Consider the following 16,280-nt stretch of genomic DNA (forward strand, 5'->3'; position numbering starts at 1 on the left):
TTTCACCGGTGAGCGGTCACGCGGTGCTCCACTGCTGGTTCGGCGCGGCCGTGCAGTCCCAGATCTGCAGCTTGGTGCCGTTGGCCGCGTTGTTGCCGGTCACATCCAGGCACCTGTTCGACTGCGGGTTGCGGATGGTCCGATCGGCCTGCACCTGCCAGAGCTGATTTGGCGCCGCGAAGCAGTCCCACAGATGCACCGGCGTCCCGTTGGCGGTGCCGTTCCCGCTCACGTCCAGGCACTTGCCCAGTGCGCGCACGGTGCCGTCGGCGTTGATCGTCCAGCGCTGGTTGTCCGCGCCAACACAGTCCCAGATCTGGGCCAGGGTCCCGTTGGCGGTGCTGTTGTCGGCGACGTCCAGGCATTTGCCGCCCAGCCCGGTGATCTGGCCGCCGGTGGGGCCGCCGCTGGGCTGTCCGGCCCAGGTGAAGGTGGCCGTGGTGCGGGCGGGCAGGGCGTAGGTGAAGGACTGGCCGCCCCAGTTGACCCGCACGTTCTGGCTGGCGCCACTGGTGTTGTAGGCGATCAGCGCCTTGGAGCCGTCCGGGTTGCGCCAGGCCACGTTGCTGACCGCGGCGGTGTTGTTGGTGTCCACCCGGACCGCGCCGGGACGGACGAACTTGGTCAGGTGGCCCATGTTGTAGTACTCGATGGTGTAGTCCACCTGGCCGTGCCGCGGGCCGCCGTTCTGCACCGTGATCAGCCCGGTGCAGGTGCCGCAACCACCGTTGTGCGGTCCCTGGTTCTGATCCAGCCCCAGGCTCCACTTGACCACGCTGCGGGCGTGGTTGCGGGTCGGGTTGATGATGTCGGCGACCATGTCCTCGCGGTGCTGGTCGTTGATCCACTCACCGCCGGAGTGCTCGGTGCCGTACTGCTTGATGCCCGGATACTGGTTGTGCACCTGGGTCTGGGTGGCCACATCGCCGCCGTAGCCGTGCCAGGCCACGCCGCCGAAGAGCGGGTCGTTGCGGATGGCCGGATCGTTCACCTGGGGCGCGCCGAACTCGGCCCACTTGTCCCAGTTCCAGTCCAGCACCAGGGTTTTGCTGGTGATCCCGGCCGCGCGGAAGGCCGGCCAGAGCGCGTTCTTGGTGAAGTGGATGAGGCCGTTGGCGTTCCAGTGCATCGAGGGGTACCCGGCGCAGCAGGTCGGCTCGTTCTGCACCGAGACGTAGTCGATCGGCACACCGCGGGACTGGTATGCCTGCACGTACTTGGCGAAGTACTGGCCGAAGGCGGTGTAGTACTGGGACTGCAACCACCCCTGGTGCATGTGGTTGTTGTCCTTCATCCAGCCCGGCGCGCTCCACGGCGAGGCCATCACCTTCAGCGCCGGGTTGAGCTGTTTCGCTTGCCGGGTAAGGGGAAGCACGTCCGCGAGGTCGTGGTTGACGGTGAAGTCGTTGACGTCGCAGCAGGTGTTGTCGAAGTTGTAGTCGAAGCGGGCCAGGTCGGAGGCGCCCAGCGGGTTGCGGATGAAGGACAGTCCGATCCCCTCGGTGGGGTGGAACAGCTTCCGCATGGTGGCGTCGCGGGTGGCCGGGGTGAGCGCGCCGCTGGAGTTCATCAGCCAGGCGGCGGTGTCGGTGAAGGACGCGCCCGCGCCCTCGAACTCCTGGTAGGTCCGGCCCTCGTTGACGGTGATGGTGGTGCCGCCGCTGCCGGTGCCGGGGGTGAACCGGACCGGGGCCTGCGGTTGCAGCCCTCGGGTGACGGTGCGGCCCTTGTTGGCCGTGGTCGTGGTGGTCAGTGCGATGTTGACGGTCTCCCCGGCGGCCTGCGCCTGCGGGGCCGGGGCCACCAGAGCGGTCGCGGTCAGCAACAGCCCCAACGCCGCTGCGGACCAGAACGGGACACTGCGCATGCGAAACCTCACACAGAGCGAGGGCGGCGGAGCTGACAACTGAGAACACACCTTATTTCAAGCTGTGATTTAACTGGCAGGTTGATAATCGGTCAAGACGGCGAAGGGACCCGGGTGCGCGAGAACAGTCAGACAGTGCACGACCTGCGGCGCGGCAATCGGGCAACGGTGCTGCGCAGGCTGTACTTCGACGGCCCGGTCAGCAGGCAGGAACTGGCCGCGGGCACCGGGCTGAGCCAGGCCTCGGTGAGCAACGTGGTGGGCCAACTGGTCGAGGAGCAGTTGGTCATGGAGGCGGGCACGGTCGGTTCCGACGGTGGGCGCCCACGCGGCCTGCTCCGGGTGAACCCCCGGCAGTCCACGGTGATCGGGGTGGAGGTGGCCGAGACCTGGGTGCGGGTCAAGGCCTTCGACCTCACCCTGGACGTGCTGGCCGAGCAGACCCTGCCGATCGAACCGGACAACCAGGACCGGGACCTGGTGATCAGCCACATCCTGACCGGCCTGGCCAAGGTCCAGGCGGCCGACAACGTCGACCCGGACCGCATCCTGGGGGTCGGCGTCGGCGTGCCCGGCCTGGTCGAACAGGGCGCCGAGCTGCTGGTGCACGGGCACACCCCGGCCTGGCACACGGTCCCGCTGGAAACCTTGCTGCGCAAGGGAACCGACCTGCCCCTGCATATCGACAACGGCGCGAACACCATGGGCCAGGCGGAAATGTGGTTCGGCGCCGGCCGCGGCGCCCAGCACGCGGTGATCGCGCTGATCGGCTCCGGCGTGGGCGCGGGCGTCATCGCCGACGGCAACCCCTTCCGCGGCGCGCGGCGCAGCGCGGGGGAGTGGGGCCACACCACCCTGGCCCTGGACGGCCCCTCCTGTCGCTGCGGCTCCCAGGGCTGCCTGGAGTCCTACACCGGCGCCGCCGCCATGGTCGCCCGCCACCGCAGCCTGTACTCCACCCCCGAACCCCTCCACGACGAGGAATCCGCCTTCCACAAGGCCCTCACCGACCCCTCCCCGCAAGCCCAGGCCCTCATCCAGGAAAGCGCCCGCTACCTGGGCGCGGGCATAGCCAACCTGATCAACCTCTTCAACCCCGAACGCATCCTCCTGGGCGGCTGGGCCGGCCTCCTGCTGGCCGAGGACAACCTCCCCCTCATCCGCGACACCGCCCGCCGCTACGCCCTGCACCACCCCTTCGACGGCACCCAGATCGCCCTCTGCCAACTGGGCCCCGACGCCATCGCCCTGGGCGCCGCCACCCTCTGGGTCAACCGCTTCCTGCGCGCAGGCGGCAAGCTGACCCCTCCACCCCGGTAGACCTGGCACCACCCCCGCCCCGGGGGCGCAGACCCATGGAGCGAAAACCCGTTCCCCGCCAAGCTTTTCCCATGAAGCAGGAGACTTCGGTACGCCAGGCGCTGTCCAGGGGAGCGCTGGCCAGCTCAGCGGCGGTCACCCTGGTACTGATCGCGCTCAGCGGCGGCTACGGCCCCCACCGCGACGAGCTGTACTTCATCATCGCCGGCCAGCACCCCGCCTGGGGCTACCCGGACCAGCCGTCCTTCACCCCCATGATCGCCGCACTGATGGACCTGATCGCCCCGGATTCCCTGATGGCCCAACGCTTCCCAGCAGCCATCGCGGCCGGCCTCACCGTGCTCCTGGTCGCCCTGACCGCCCGCGAACTGGGCGGCACCCGCCGAGCCCAAACCCTGGCCGCCATCGGCACCGCGCTGTCCGGCATGGTCCTGATCCCCGGCCACATGCTGCACACCACCACCTTCGACATCACCTTCACCGCCGCGGTGGTGTGGCTGCTGGTCAAGGTGATCCGCGGCGCCGACCCCAGACTGCTCCTGGCCGCGGGCGCGGTACTCGGCGTGGCCCTGCACAACAAGTACCTCATCGGCGGCGTAGTCCTCTCCCTCCTCGTGGCCATCGCGCTGACCGGCCCCCGAACCCTGCTCCGCAGCCCCTGGCTCTACGCAGGCGGCGCCATCGCCCTCCTCATCTGGCTGCCCAACCTGCTGTGGCAGTTCGAGAACGGCTGGCCGCAACTGGAAATGGCCAAACACCTCAGCGAAGGCAACGCCGAACGAGGCGGTTCCCTGCTCTTCCTCGCCATGCAGGCCCTGGTGATCGGCCCGCTGCTGATCCCGCTCTGGCTGGCTGGCCTGATCCGCCTGCTCCGCAACCCGGAACTCCGTTTCCTGGGTGCCGCCTACCTGCTCCTCACCGCGGCTCTGCTCGCCGCGGGCGGCTCCGCCCTGTACCTCTTCGGCGCCTACCCGGCCCTGCTCGCCGCGGGCGCCCTGTCCGTGGACGCCTGGCTGTCCAACGGAACCGGCAAACTCCGCCCCGCCCTGGCAGCCGCCACCGCCACCCTGTCCGCGATCTTCATCGCCCCCCTGGCCCTGCCGCTGGTCCCGGAGAGTTACCTCGACCGCATTCCGGTGGTGCAGATGAACGGCCTGACCGCGGAACAGTTCGGCTGGCCAGAACTGACCAACACGGTCACCACGGTCTACAACCGTCTCCCGGCAACCCAGCGCAAGAACACCGTCATCGTCGCCGAAAACTTCGGCCAAGCCGCCGCCCTGCAACGCTTCGGCCGCACCCAGGGACTCCCCAGTGTCCACAGTGGATACCGAGGGTACGCGGCCTGGGAACGCCCACCCGCCACCGCCCGCAACGCGATCCTGGTCCAGCCCGCCAAGTACCCGGACGCCCCAGCCTGGGCCAAAAAAGCCTGCACCAACCTCCGCCAGGTAGCCGAAATCCGCAACAACCTGAACATCAAGAACAGGGAGCATGGCGGCACAATCTGGCTCTGCGAGGACACCACCAAGTCCTGGGACGACCTCTGGCCGGAGATCAGCCACCTGAACTAGCGGCAACCGCCAGGGCGTGGCCCGGCCTACGCGACACGACTGCGACAAGGCCGGGACACGACCCGGATGCGCCGCCGGGAACCTGGGGACATGGCCGAGAACCCACAGCAGGAAGTGGAAAGTGTCACCGTGCGGCAACGGGAGGCGGCACCCTCGTGGCGCCGCCACATCCCGGAAGGACGACTGCTGGGCATCGACGTCCTGCGCGCGATCGCCATCCTCGGGATGATCTGGATCCACTTCTCCCTCACCGGCTGGCTCACCGCGGGATCGCCAGCCACCCCGTCGGAATCGATCGGCTGGCTGAACCGCCTGCTCGACGTCCGTTCCCGGGAGATCTTCTTCCTGCTGGCCGGGGTCACCGTCGCGTTGACCACCGGAGGGGTGCGGCGGCACCGGGGACGGGTGCTGGCCCGCAGTGCGCTGCGGGTGGCGGTGCGGGCGCTCGTCCTGTTCCTGCTCGCCTTCGTACTCGGCGAACTCGGTGCGTGGGATGCCCAGATCCTGCACTTCTACGCGATGTGGCTGGTGCTCCTGCTGCCGTTCGCGTTGCTCCGGGCACGGACGCTGTTCGTCATCGCCGGTGTGCTGGCGGTCGCCGCCCCGATCTTCAAGCTCCGCCAGCACAACCTGCGGCTGTTCGAACCGGACCTGGAGCAGATGACGCGGCTGTCCGAGCACGGCGGGTTCAGCCTGCTCGGGCACCCCGGGGACTGGCTGCCGACAGTGCAGAACGTCGTCTTCGGCGCTGGCAGCACCTCCCAGGACACCATCGCCGTCCTGCCGTTTCTGGTGCTCGGCCTCGCACTGGGCCGGCTTGACCTACGCGATCACGTGCTTCGCGTGCGCATGGTGGTGACCGGTGCCGCTACGGCCGTCGGCACCGTCCTCGTCGGACTCCTGGCGATGTATCCGTTCGGCGCGGCTGCCGCGGTCACGGCGGCCAAGAACGCCAAGCCCGCGGAGGGTGTTCGCGCTCCATGGCAGGAACTTGTCACGCTGGCCTGGCCCGGCCCGGCCAGCACCCTGTTCAGCATCGTCGAGTTCGTCTTCATGATGGGCCTCATCACCGCCCTGCTCGGCGGCCTGCTCATCGCGATGGAGCGCACGCTGTGGCGGCGGCTGCTCTGGCCGTTCGCCGCCTTCGGCAGCATGGCGCTGACCTGGTACGTCGTCCACTTCCAGCTGCTCGGTTCCGGCCTGTTCCGCAACGCGCAGGGATACCCGGACAACCGCACGGCGCTGGCCTTCCTCGTCTTCCTCGTCCTCGCACTCGTGCTCTCGGTCCTGTGGCGCCAGTGGGCCGGCCGTGGGCCGCTGGAATGGCTCCAGCACTGGATCGTCACGAACGTCGTCCCGGCCCGAAAGTCCGAGCGGAGGGCAGGGTGATCGCGACGACCTCACACCTTCCGGGCAACCCCCGCGAACGGCAGGTTGTTGATCTCCTGCTTGTCCGTCACATCCCCCACCCCGTCCGGCCGCCAGAACGCGCACCCCACCAACCCCGGCTCCTCCAGCTCAAACCCCTCGAAGAACCGCAGCACCTCATCATGACTCCGCACGATCGGCGCGTTCTGGGTGCGCTTGTACGCCTCCACCGCCTCATCCAGCCCGGTCGCGTTCGCATCCCCGGAAACATGCGACACCGCGAAGAAACTCCCCGGCGCCAACCGCTCCCGGTACTGCGCGATCAACCCGACCGGATCCCACTCGTCCGGCACAAAATGCAGCAGCAGCAACATGGTCAGCCCGACCGGCTGGTCAAAGTCGATCAACCGCTGAGTCTCCGGCGCCTCCAGCACACCCTCGACATCGCGCAGATCAGTCTGGATCACCGCCGCGTTCGGGTTGCCCGCCAACAACATCTGGCTGTGCGCCACCGCCACCGGGTCCCGGTCCACGTACACCACCCGGCAACTCGGGTCCGCCCGCTGCACGATCTCGTGCAGGTTGCCCACGGTCGGAATCCCCGAACCGATGTCCAGGAACTGCCGCACACCGTTGTCCACCATGTGCAGCACCGCGCGACGCAGGAAAGACCGGTTCAACTGGGTGGCGCTGCGCAGGTCGGGCATGATCTTGAGGATTTGTTCGGCCAGGATCCGGTCGGCCTCGAAGTTGTGGCCGCCGCCCAGCCAGTAGTCGTAGACCCGCGCCGGGCTTGGCACGCTGGTGTCGATGCCCGCCGGCACCCAGTTGCGTTCCGCAGCCACGCGGACTCCCCTCCTCGACGATTACGGAGTGCAGCTTAAGACCGACGCATCGCAATCGCCGTAAGGGTTGACTACAGAGTCCATCCGATCGTGTGTATGTCTCTGGAGAAGCGTCGCTAACGTGACCTGCGACTACCTATTGTTAACGGCCGCACACGTTCGGTGGATGAGGTGGGTGCACATGGTCGCGGTGGTTCCCGGACGGTTGCCGCTGCTTGGTCACACGCTGTCCCTACTGCGAAAACCCCTGCCCTTCCTCACTTCCCTGCCCGCGCACGGCGAGGTCGTGCAGATCTTCCTCGGTCCGCTGCCGGTCTACATGGTGACCAGCCCGGAACTGGCGCTGCGGCTGCTCGCGATCGACGCGGACAAGTACGACAAGGGCATCGTCTTCGACAAGATGCGCCCGCTCTTCGGCGACGGCCTGGCCACCTCCAACGGCGCGTTCAACCAGCGCCAGCGCCGGATGGTGCTGCCCGCTTTCGCCCGCGGCCGGGTCGCCGCCTACGCCGAGTCCACCATCTCCTGCCTGGCCCAGGACCTCGCCGACTCCTGGACCGAGGGCCAGCAGGTCGCCCTGGACGCCCGGATGCAGGACCTGGTGCTCACCATCGCCGGGCGCACCCTGTTCGCGGCCGACCTCGGCGCCGAGGTGCTCGCCGAGATCCAGCGGTCCATCCCGATCATGCTGGAGAACGTGCTGATCCGGGCCTTCTCGCCGCGGCTGGTGGAAAAGCTGCCCATCCCGGGCAATCGCCGCTTCGACGAGGCCGCGGCCCGGCTGCGCGCGGTCATCCCGGCGGCGATCATCACCGCGCGCACCCAGGGCGGTGATCACGGGGATCTGCTCTCGGTGTTCCTGGCCGCGCGGGATGAGGACACCGGCGAGGCCATGACCGACGAGCAGATCCAGGACGAGGTGGTCACCATCCTGACCACCGGCGCGGAAACCACCTCGGTCGCGCTGGCCTGGTTCTTCCACGAGATCGCGGTCAACCCGGAGATCGAGCGCCGCTTCCACGCCGAACTCGACGAGGTCCTGGAAGGCCACCCGGTCACCTTCGAGGACCTGCCGAAACTCGAGTACACCCAGCGCATCGTGAACGAGATCCTGCGCCGCACCCCGCCGATCATCCTGATGCGCCGGGCCAGGGAGGACGTCGAACTCGGCGGCGTGCGCATCCCGGCGGGCTCGGAGGTCGCGGTCAGCCAGCACACCCTGCACCAGGACCCGCGCTGGTTCACCGACCCCGGCCGGTTCGACCCCGACCGCTGGACCCCCGAACGGATGGCCGCACTACCCAAGGGCGCCTACATCCCCTTCGGCGCGGGCGCCCGCTTCTGCCCAGGGCATTTCCTGGCACAGACCGAGATCGCGATGGTGGCCGCCACCATCGGCGCGCGCTGGCGCCTGGTCCCGGTGCCGGGCAAGCGGGTCTACCCGAAGGTCAAGGCGACCATGCAGCCCAACCAGCTCCCGATGACCGTCCACTCCCGGTAGTCACCTGAAAGTATCCGTCCGGCTACCGGGTGTATCGTCAGGCAGCTCCCGACCCTTTCCGATCTTGGAAGGCTCTCCCCGTGAGACTGCTACCGAAGCTGTTCGCGGTCGTGTCGGCCTGCACCCTGCTGTTCACCGGTCTGACCGCGCCCCAGGCCGCGGCCGACCCGGTCAACTGCAAGGTGCTCGACCTGCCCGTCACCGGCCCCGGTTTACTGCCGCTGCTGCCCGGTGGTCCGGCCACCGTGCAGGGCCAGCTCTGCCTGCCCAGCGGCACAACCCCGCCGGTCGTGCAGCTGCTGGTGCACGGCGGCACCTACAACCGCGCGTACTGGGACCTGCCGTACCAGCCCGAGCGCTACTCCTACCAGCGAGACATGGCCAAGGCCGGTTTCGCCACCTTCGCCGTGGACCGCCTGGGCACCGGCAAGTCCACCAAGCCACTGAGCCTGCCGATGCTGCTCTCGGCCGAGGCCGACGCCATGCACCAGGTGGTCCAGCACCTGCGCGCCGGCCGGGTCGGCGGGGTGCCGTTCCGGAAGGTGGTCATCGTCGGCCACTCGGTCGGCTCCGGCATCGTGGCCACCGAGGCCGCGCTGTACAAGGACGTCGACGCGGTCATCCTCAGCGGCGTCACCCACCTGCCCGCACTGCCGGTGCTGGGCCTGGGCGCGGTGCTCGGCCTCGGCCCGGCGCTGCTGGATCCGTTGCTGGGCAAGCGCGGCAGCGATCCGCTCTGGTTCGCCACCCGCCCCGGCGCGCGCGGCCCGCTGTTTTACAACGCGGCCAACGCCGACCCCAAGGTGATCGAGGCGGACGAGGCCACCAAGGACCAGGTGTCGGTGCCCGGCATGGGCACGGTCGCGGTGTTCGGCATCGTGCTGCCCACCACCCTGGGCATCACCGTCCCGGTGTTCCAGCCGGTGGGGCAGAAGGACATCCTGTTCTGCGGCCTGCTCGCGCTGCGCGACTGCACCAGCGGCAAGACCCTGCGCCCGGCCGAGGCCCCGTACTACAGCCCGGCCGCCAAGCTGGAGACCTACGTGCTGCCCGGCGCCGGGCATTCCCTTGGCCTGCACAAGAACGCGCACGAGTACCGCGAGGCCACCCGGGTCTGGCTGCGCCGCACCGTGGGCGCCTGATCACCACTCGACCGGCAACCGGCGCACCCGCCCGGTGAAGAGGTTGCCCGTCATCGCCAGCTCCCCGTCCGGAATTCCCAGGCGCAGCAAGGGAAACCGGGCGGGGAGCGCGGTGAACACCTCGATCAGCTGCAACCGGGCCAGCGGCGCGCCCAGGCAGTGCCAGGGCCCGTGGCCGAAGGCGAGTTGCGGGTTGGGGGAGCGGCCGGGGTCGAACCGCAGCGGCTCGGCGAAGGCCCGCTCGTCCAGGTTGGCCCGCGCGGTGTCCAGCACCACCGCCTCGCCCGCGCCGATCCTCACCCCGTCGATCTCGATGGTTTCCCTGGCATAGCGCGCGATCCCGCTGCCCTCGGCCGCATCGGCGTCGCCCAGCCGCAGGATCTCCTCCACCGCCCCCGGCACCGCGTCCGGCCGCACCCGCAGCAGTTCCCACTGATCACGATGCCGGGCCAGTAACAGCACCCCCGCGTCGATCATCACCGCGGTGCTGTCGTACCCCGCGAACAACAGCATGGTGGCGATCCCGGCGATGTCCTCAGTGGACAGTCCGGCCTGCGCGAGTCCGGACAGCACCCCGTCATCCGGGCTGTCCCTGCGCAACTCGACCACCTCGGTCAGATACGCCGACAACTCGGCCTGTCCCGCCTCGGCCCGCGCCCGGTCGTGCACATCGTCCATCTGATCCACCAGGTCCCGGAACACCTCCCGGTCCGGCACGCCGAGCAAGGCGCACAACGTCCGCACGGACAACGGCGCCGACAGCATCGAGTGCAGATCGGCCCCCGGCCCGGCCGCGGCCAGCTCGTCCAGCAACTCCGCCAGCAACCCGCGCACCGACTCGCGCAGCACCGCCATCCGCCGCCCGCCGAAGAACGGCATCAGCGCGGCCCGGATCGCCATGTGCTCCTCGTGCTCCTGCTCGTGGGAGTACAGCTCCGAGGCCGACAGCAACTGGTGATCACCGAGCCGCGCCGCCGCGGCCGGCTCCGGATGAGTCCGCCCCAGCCGCCGGTCCGCGTACAGCTTCCGCACCTCAGCATGTCCGCTGACCAGCCAGGCATCGTCCCCGACCGGCGTCCGGATCCGCCGCACCCGCGCCATCCTCATCCCCACCTCAAGTAGACCCTCCGATGTATATCTCAACGTATACATCAGAGGGTCTACTCTGCAAGGGATGCCTGTCGACGACCGCGCCCCGACCCGGCGGCTACCCCGCGCGCAACGCCGCGAGCAGATCCTGGCCGCGGCCACCGAAGCCTTGTCCCGCAACGGGTTCAGCGCCACCAGCCTGGACGACATCGCGGCCGAGGCCGGCATCAGCCGGATGATCCTGTACCGGCACTTCGAGTCCAAGCACGACCTGTGCCGCGCGGTGCTGGACCGGGCCGCCGAGCACCTGCTGACCGGCGCCGAGGTGGAGGTGGGCGCGGCCAGCGTGCGGGCCCTGGTGGCCTGGGCCGCCGCCAACCCCGCCGCCTTCCGGGTCCTCTTCCAGCACGCCGCGCACGACCCGGAATTCGCGGCTCACCCGGCGAAACTGCGCGCGGCGATGACCACCGAGGTGCACGCCCGGATCACCGAGGACCTCCCGGAAAGCCCGTGGACGCGGTGGGCCGCCCGGCTGGCCACCACCGCCAGCCTGGACGCGATCAGCACCTGGCTCGACGTCGGCGCGCCCGACCCCCATCGGGCGGCCGACCGGATCACCAGCGTGATCGAGTCCGTCATCGCGACCCTCTAAACACTCACCGGCGTGTTGGCCGTTGTCGTACGCAGTCTTGGCCGAACTGGTACCACTTGGCCCAACTGGTACGCCCACTTGAGCCAAACCGGCGTACCAGTTGGGCCAACTCGCCGTCCATAACGGCCAACACGCTGGCTTAGGCTCGCAGCCGGGCCAGGCTCGCGGCCGCCTCCTCGCTTACCAGCGGGGGTTTGCCCTGTTTCCAGGTCACGTGCAGCTCGACCCGGCGGAACCGCCAGCCGTCCGCGGTGCGTACCGCCTCGGCCTGGTACCAGCCGCCGGTCACGAACCGCTCGCCGGGCGGATCCGCCCGGGTCTGCTGGGTGGTGTCCAGGTGCAGGTGCGTGTGCACCGCGTCCCAGCGCACCGTGGCGGTGTCGCCGTCCACCTCGACCAGGTGGTTGCCCGCCAGGTGCTGGGTGGGGCCGAACAGGTTCATCGTCACGGTCTGCACCTCGGCCATGTCGGCCAGGCCGCGGAAGGAGCCGACCGGGTAGTGCACCTCGATGTCCGGCGCGAAGGTCCGCGCGGCCCAGCGGGCGTCGAAGCCGCGCTCGTCCAGGGACCGGAAGAACCGGCTGACCAGGTCGGTGAGTTCGGCCCGGTCGGTCAGCGCGCGGATTTCCCTGCGCAGCAAGGCGATTTCGGTCATGGCTGCCTCCTCGGCAACATCAGCGCGGGCAGCAGCGCGCACGCCACCAGGCCCGCGACCAGCAGGTAGGTCTGTTGGATGGCCGCGCCGGGCGCGCTCGCGGCCAGGTTGGCGGTCAGCACCACCGAGAGCACCGCGGTGCCCGAGGCCGAGGCCAGCGCGCTGACCAGGCCCAGCACCGCGCTACCGGCCGCGGCCTGTTCCGGCGGCAGGGTGCGGGTGGCCGCGGTCATCGTCGGCATCATGGTGCCGCCACCGCCGACCCCGATCAGCGTCACCGCGATCAGCAGTCCCCAGTACGGCCCGTCCATGGCCAGTTGCGCGGCGAAGGCCAGGATCCCGGTCACCCCAACGGTGATCCCGGCCAGCACGATCCGCCCCGGCGGGAACCGGTCCACCAGCCGTCCGGCCACCTGCATGATCAGTCCGGAGCCGAGGGCGGCGGGGATGATCAGCAGTCCGGCCGCGGTGGCGCTCTCGCCGCGGGCGAGCTGGAAGTACAGCGGCATCAGGAACATCGAGCCGAAGTAGCCGCTGGCGTACAGCGCGAGCGTGCCCACCCCGGCCGCGAACACCCGGTCCCGGAACAACCCCAGGTCGATCAGCGGATCGCGGATCACCCTGGCCCGCACCAGGAATCCGCCCACCAGTACCAGCCCGGCCACGATCGCCAGCAGCGTCCCCGCGGTGAAGTCGCCGTGCTCGCCGCCGACGGTCACCCCGTACAGGACCAGCGCCAGGCCGGGGGAGAGCATCAGCAGGCCGGGCAGGTCCAGCCGGCGCGGGGTGAGCGCGTCATCCGGCGGGAACAGCCGCAGTGCCAGCAGGACCACGGCCGCGCCGATCGGCAGGTTGAGGAAGAACATCCAGCGCCAGGACACCTCGTCCACCAGCCAGCCGCCCAGCACCGGACCGGACAACGGTCCAATGAGGACACCCAGGCCCATGGTGCTCATGGCCTTGCCCAGCTCGCCGGGCGCGGCCGCGCGGACCAGGATGGTCATGCTGACCGGCATGATCATCCCGCCGCCCAGCCCTTGCAGCACCCGGAAACCGATCAGCGAGCCGATGTCCCAGGCCGCGCCGGCCAGCACCGAGCCGAGCAGGAACACCCCGACCGCGGCCAGGTAGACCCGGCGTGCGCCGAAGCGGCCGACCGCCCATGCGGTGACCGGGATGACCGCGGCCAGCGCCAGGGTGTACCCGGTGACCACCCAGCCGACCGTGGCCAGCGGGGCGCCGAACTCGGTGGCGAGGTGCTTGAGCGCCACGTTCACGATGGTCATGTCCAGCCCGGTGAGCACCCCACCGAGCACCAGCACGAGCGCGATGACCTGCGCCCGCGACCGCGGAATCGTCTGTGTCGTCATGGTTTTCACGCGCTGTACGGGAGTTCGGCGCGGGCGGTGCGCAGCGCGCGACCCCACCAGGCGAGCTGGTCCAGCATGAGCTTCGCCGCGGTGGCGCAGCCCTCCTGATCGCGGTGGTTGGCCTCGGCGTCGAAGTCGGTCCACGGGCTGTGGAAGCTCACCCCGTCCCGGATGGTCACCGCGTGCAGCTCGGCGAAGACCGGGCGCAGGTGCTCGACCGCGCGCAGCCCGCCGCCGAGTCCGCCGTAGGAGACGAAGCCGACCGGCTTGGCCCGCCACTGGGTGTAGTGCCAGTCGATCAGGTTCTTCAGCGCGGCCGGGTAGCTGTGGTTGTACTCCGGCGTCAGCACCACGTACGCGTCGGCACGTTCCAATAACTCGGTGACCGGCGCGAGTATGGCACTGTCCTCAGTGGACAGATCGCCGCCGAGGACCACCGGCAGCGGCGTCTCGGCCAGGTCGAGGACCTCGATCTCTAGGCCGGGGTGCTGCCCGGCCTGCTGGTCGAACCAGCGCGCCACGGTCGAGCCGAACCGGCCCTGCCGGGTGCTGGCGACGATCACGGCCACGCGCAACGGAGTGTTCGACATGATGACTCCCCCAAGGATGTCCGGTCAGGTATCGTCGCCAAAGTTACAACGATCGTTGCAATAAGTACAACGGGCATTGTAAAAAACTTCTGGAGGAGTGGTGTGAGCAGCGGAAACAGTGGGCGTAAGGGGCTGGCTGAGAAGCGGCAGGCGATCATCGACGGCGCTCGGACGGTGTTCGCGCGGGACGGCTACACCCGGGCGAGCATCGACACCATCGCCAAGGAGGCCGAGGTCTCCAGCCGCACCATCTACAACCACTTCGCGGACAAGAAGGACCTGTTCCGGACGATCATCCTGGAGAGCGCGGCCCAGGTCCGCGAGGTCCTGTTCGCCGACATGGCCCGGCACCTGGACAAGATCCTGGACCTGGAGGCCGACCTGCTCGCCTTCGCGCTGGACTTCACCGCCCCGATGCGCGCCTTCAACGGCCACTTCGCCCTGGTCCGGCACATCCAGGCGGAGATCGGCCACTTCCCGCCGGACCTGCTGGAAGCCTGGCGGGACACCGGCCCGCGCCCGGTCGCCGCCGAACTCGCCCGCCGCCTGGCCGACCTGGGTGAGCGCGGTCTGCTGGCCATCGAGGACCCGCAGCGCGCCGCGGTGCACTTCACCCAGCTCGCCGCGGGCGAGGTGCAGGCCAGCACCATCTACGGCGCGCTGCCGATCAGCGAGCAGGAGCTGGTGGCCAGTGTGAGCGCCGGCGTCCAGGTTTTCCTGCGCGCCTACCGACCGGTCGGTGGGCAGTGAATCTGACCGACCTGGAACAGGACGACTGGGGCCCGCCGCCGCCGGACACCACCCGGCTGATCACCCGCTGCCACGAGCTGCGCCGGGTCCCCCTGGACCAGCTCGCCCCCGCCGACCTGCGGCTGCTGATCGGCCAGCGCCTCGGCCTGTCGCACCTGATCCCCCTCGCCCTGGCGGAGTTGCGCGCCAACCCGCTGACCGAGTCCACCTTCTATCCAGGCGACCTGCTGCACGCCGTGCTCCGCGCCGGGGTGCCGCACTGGGCCGGGCACCCGGACCAGCACGCCGAGGTCGCCGCGCTGGTGCGCGCGGGGGAGTGGCCGCCGGAGCTGGCCACCGCGATCATGGAATTCCACCGCCGCGGCATCCTGATCGACGTCGGCGGCGTGCTGGCCACCGAGAACTGGGACGACCTGGCCGCCCGCTTCACCCCCGAGCTGACCACCGCGGAGCTGCTGGCCGCGGTCTTCGGCGGCAACGACGACACCGTGCTCATCGGCCGGGTGTCCGAGGACAAGTGGTGGCAGCTCATCGGCGACCGCCTGGGCCTGCGCCCCAAACCCCTGGCCGCCCTGCGCGCCGCCACCGACGAGGTCAGCTGGAACCACCGACTGCTCACCGCGCTGGCCGACTTGCGGAGTCCGCGCACCCGGATCGTCATCCTCAGCAACGCCTGGCCCAGCGCCCGCCGCCGCCTCAACCGCTCCGGCCACCGCGCCACCTTCGACGGCGTGGTGCTCTCCGCCGAGGCCGGAGTGGCCAAGCCCGACCCGCGCAGCTACCAGACCGCGTTGCGCACCCTCGCCCTGCCCGCGCACCAGACCCTGTTCGTCGACGACACCCCCGGCCACCTCGCAGCGGCCGGGGATCAGGGGATCGCCGGCCACCTGCACACCGGCACCACGGCCACCATCACCGCCCTCACCCGGTTCGTCACCGCCGGATCAGGCAGGATGGCGCCGTGAAACGGAACCGCGCGGCGCACCACCTGGAAACCCTGGCGCAGACCTGCGCCGGGCTGATCGAGAACCCCAACCCGATCAGCCCGCTGCGCGTGCGCGCGCTGTGGGCGGCCGGGGAGATCCTGGACCCGGCGGCCGAGCCGGAACTGATCACCGTCGCACTGGTCGTGGACCTGCCCCCGGCCGAGGTGCCCTGGCGCGGCGAACCCACCGGCGCACAGCACTGGGCGAACCTGACCCGCCTGTCCCGCAACCCGTTCCTGCCGCTGTGGCGCTCCGCCCATGCCCCGGTGTGGAACCACCACATCGTCCGCCCGGCCCTGATCTGGTCCGCCGAGACCGGCATCGCCGAGGACACCCTGGCCGCACTCGCCGAGGGCGATCCCGAATCGGTCCGCGCCGAGGCTCCGTCCACAGTGGACTATCAGGCCAGGGTGGCCGAGGAACTGGAGATCAGCCACGCCGCGCTGACCGCCGCCAGCGAGACCTACGAGGCCCGCCGCTGGTCGCCCGGCAAGCTGGAACCGTACGCGGACACGCTGTTCCGCGCGGGCAAGGGCTACCTGGAACTGCTCGCCGCGAGCCAGAACTGAGC

The 16,280-nt window shown here is 69.8% G+C and carries 15 protein-coding genes; 9 read left to right on the forward strand and 6 right to left on the reverse strand.

Annotated elements, in window-relative coordinates; genetic code table 11:
• Positions 1-16: 16 nt before the first annotated feature.
• A complete protein-coding gene (locus MZC64_RS22335) occupies positions 17-1,867 on the reverse strand; it encodes a ricin-type beta-trefoil lectin domain protein (protein WP_247758433.1) in 1,851 nt (616 codons plus the stop codon).
• A gap of 114 nt (positions 1,868-1,981) precedes the next feature.
• Here MZC64_RS22335 and MZC64_RS22340 point away from each other — a divergent pair, with 114 nt between their 5' ends.
• The 3 genes from MZC64_RS22340 to MZC64_RS22350 all read left to right on the forward strand — a co-directional run bounded on the left by MZC64_RS22340 (position 1,982) and on the right by MZC64_RS22350 (position 6,150).
• Entirely contained in the window at positions 1,982-3,187 is a 1,206-nt protein-coding gene (locus MZC64_RS22340) for an ROK family transcriptional regulator (RefSeq protein WP_247758432.1), read from the forward strand.
• A gap of 71 nt (positions 3,188-3,258) precedes the next feature.
• Entirely contained in the window at positions 3,259-4,761 is a 1,503-nt protein-coding gene (locus MZC64_RS22345; protein WP_247758431.1) for a glycosyltransferase family 39 protein, read from the forward strand.
• Between the two features lie 90 nt (positions 4,762-4,851).
• Entirely contained in the window at positions 4,852-6,150 is a 1,299-nt protein-coding gene (locus MZC64_RS22350; protein ID WP_247758430.1) for a DUF418 domain-containing protein, read from the forward strand.
• Between the two features lie 11 nt (positions 6,151-6,161).
• Here MZC64_RS22350 and MZC64_RS22355 read toward each other — a convergent pair whose 3' ends face one another.
• Positions 6,162-6,974, reverse strand: a complete 813-nt coding sequence (locus MZC64_RS22355) for an SAM-dependent methyltransferase (protein WP_247758429.1) — start codon at positions 6,972-6,974, stop codon at positions 6,162-6,164.
• A gap of 166 nt (positions 6,975-7,140) precedes the next feature.
• Between MZC64_RS22355 and MZC64_RS22360 the strand changes: the two genes are divergently transcribed.
• The gene (locus tag MZC64_RS22360) at positions 7,141-8,475 is read left to right on the forward strand and encodes a cytochrome P450 (RefSeq protein WP_247758428.1); all 1,335 of its coding nucleotides are present in this window, start codon (positions 7,141-7,143) and stop codon (positions 8,473-8,475) included.
• 80 nt (positions 8,476-8,555) lie between these two features.
• Complete coding sequence (locus MZC64_RS22365) at positions 8,556-9,617, forward strand: alpha/beta hydrolase (protein WP_247758427.1); 1,062 nt, start codon at positions 8,556-8,558, stop codon at positions 9,615-9,617.
• Here the strand turns inward: MZC64_RS22365 and MZC64_RS22370 are convergent, their stop codons facing one another.
• Positions 9,618-10,718: a cytochrome P450 gene (locus tag MZC64_RS22370; protein WP_247758426.1), complete on the reverse strand. Its 1,101-nt coding sequence runs from the start codon at positions 10,716-10,718 to the stop codon at positions 9,618-9,620.
• A 73-nt stretch (positions 10,719-10,791) separates the two neighbouring features.
• Here MZC64_RS22370 and MZC64_RS22375 point away from each other — a divergent pair, with 73 nt between their 5' ends.
• Positions 10,792-11,358, forward strand: a complete 567-nt coding sequence (locus tag MZC64_RS22375; RefSeq protein WP_247758425.1) for a TetR/AcrR family transcriptional regulator — start codon at positions 10,792-10,794, stop codon at positions 11,356-11,358.
• Between the two features lie 139 nt (positions 11,359-11,497).
• Here MZC64_RS22375 and MZC64_RS22380 read toward each other — a convergent pair whose 3' ends face one another.
• The 3 genes from MZC64_RS22380 to MZC64_RS22390 are packed head-to-tail and all read right to left on the reverse strand — an operon-like array spanning position 11,498 to position 13,973.
• Positions 11,498-12,013 (reverse strand): nuclear transport factor 2 family protein, encoded by a 516-nt coding sequence (locus tag MZC64_RS22380; protein ID WP_247758424.1) that lies wholly within the window; start codon positions 12,011-12,013, stop codon positions 11,498-11,500.
• Positions 12,010-13,383 (reverse strand): DHA2 family efflux MFS transporter permease subunit, encoded by a 1,374-nt coding sequence (locus MZC64_RS22385; RefSeq protein ID WP_247758423.1) that lies wholly within the window; start codon positions 13,381-13,383, stop codon positions 12,010-12,012. The genes MZC64_RS22380 and MZC64_RS22385 overlap by 4 nt, the downstream gene beginning before the upstream one ends.
• 5 nt (positions 13,384-13,388) lie before the next feature.
• The gene (locus MZC64_RS22390; protein ID WP_247758422.1) at positions 13,389-13,973 is read right to left on the reverse strand and encodes an NADPH-dependent FMN reductase; all 585 of its coding nucleotides are present in this window, start codon (positions 13,971-13,973) and stop codon (positions 13,389-13,391) included.
• A 102-nt stretch (positions 13,974-14,075) separates the two neighbouring features.
• Here MZC64_RS22390 and MZC64_RS22395 point away from each other — a divergent pair, with 102 nt between their 5' ends.
• From MZC64_RS22395 to MZC64_RS22405, 3 genes are read left to right on the forward strand one after another with little or no spacing between them, the layout of a single operon-like run.
• Positions 14,076-14,723 (forward strand): TetR/AcrR family transcriptional regulator, encoded by a 648-nt coding sequence (locus MZC64_RS22395; RefSeq protein WP_247758421.1) that lies wholly within the window; start codon positions 14,076-14,078, stop codon positions 14,721-14,723.
• Positions 14,720-15,688 carry a contact-dependent growth inhibition system immunity protein gene (locus MZC64_RS22400; protein WP_247758420.1) on the forward strand — a complete coding sequence of 323 codons (969 nt, stop codon included), beginning with the start codon at positions 14,720-14,722 and terminating at the stop codon, positions 15,686-15,688. Before MZC64_RS22395 ends, MZC64_RS22400 begins: the two co-directional genes overlap by 4 nt.
• On the forward strand, positions 15,685-16,278 hold the full coding sequence (locus MZC64_RS22405) for a hypothetical protein (RefSeq protein ID WP_247758419.1): 594 nt from the start codon (positions 15,685-15,687) through the stop codon (positions 16,276-16,278). Before MZC64_RS22400 ends, MZC64_RS22405 begins: the two co-directional genes overlap by 4 nt.
• Positions 16,279-16,280: the final 2 nt, after the last annotated feature.

The organism is Crossiella sp. S99.2, assembly GCF_023094165.1.
GTDB lineage: Bacteria > Actinomycetota > Actinomycetes > Mycobacteriales > Pseudonocardiaceae > Crossiella.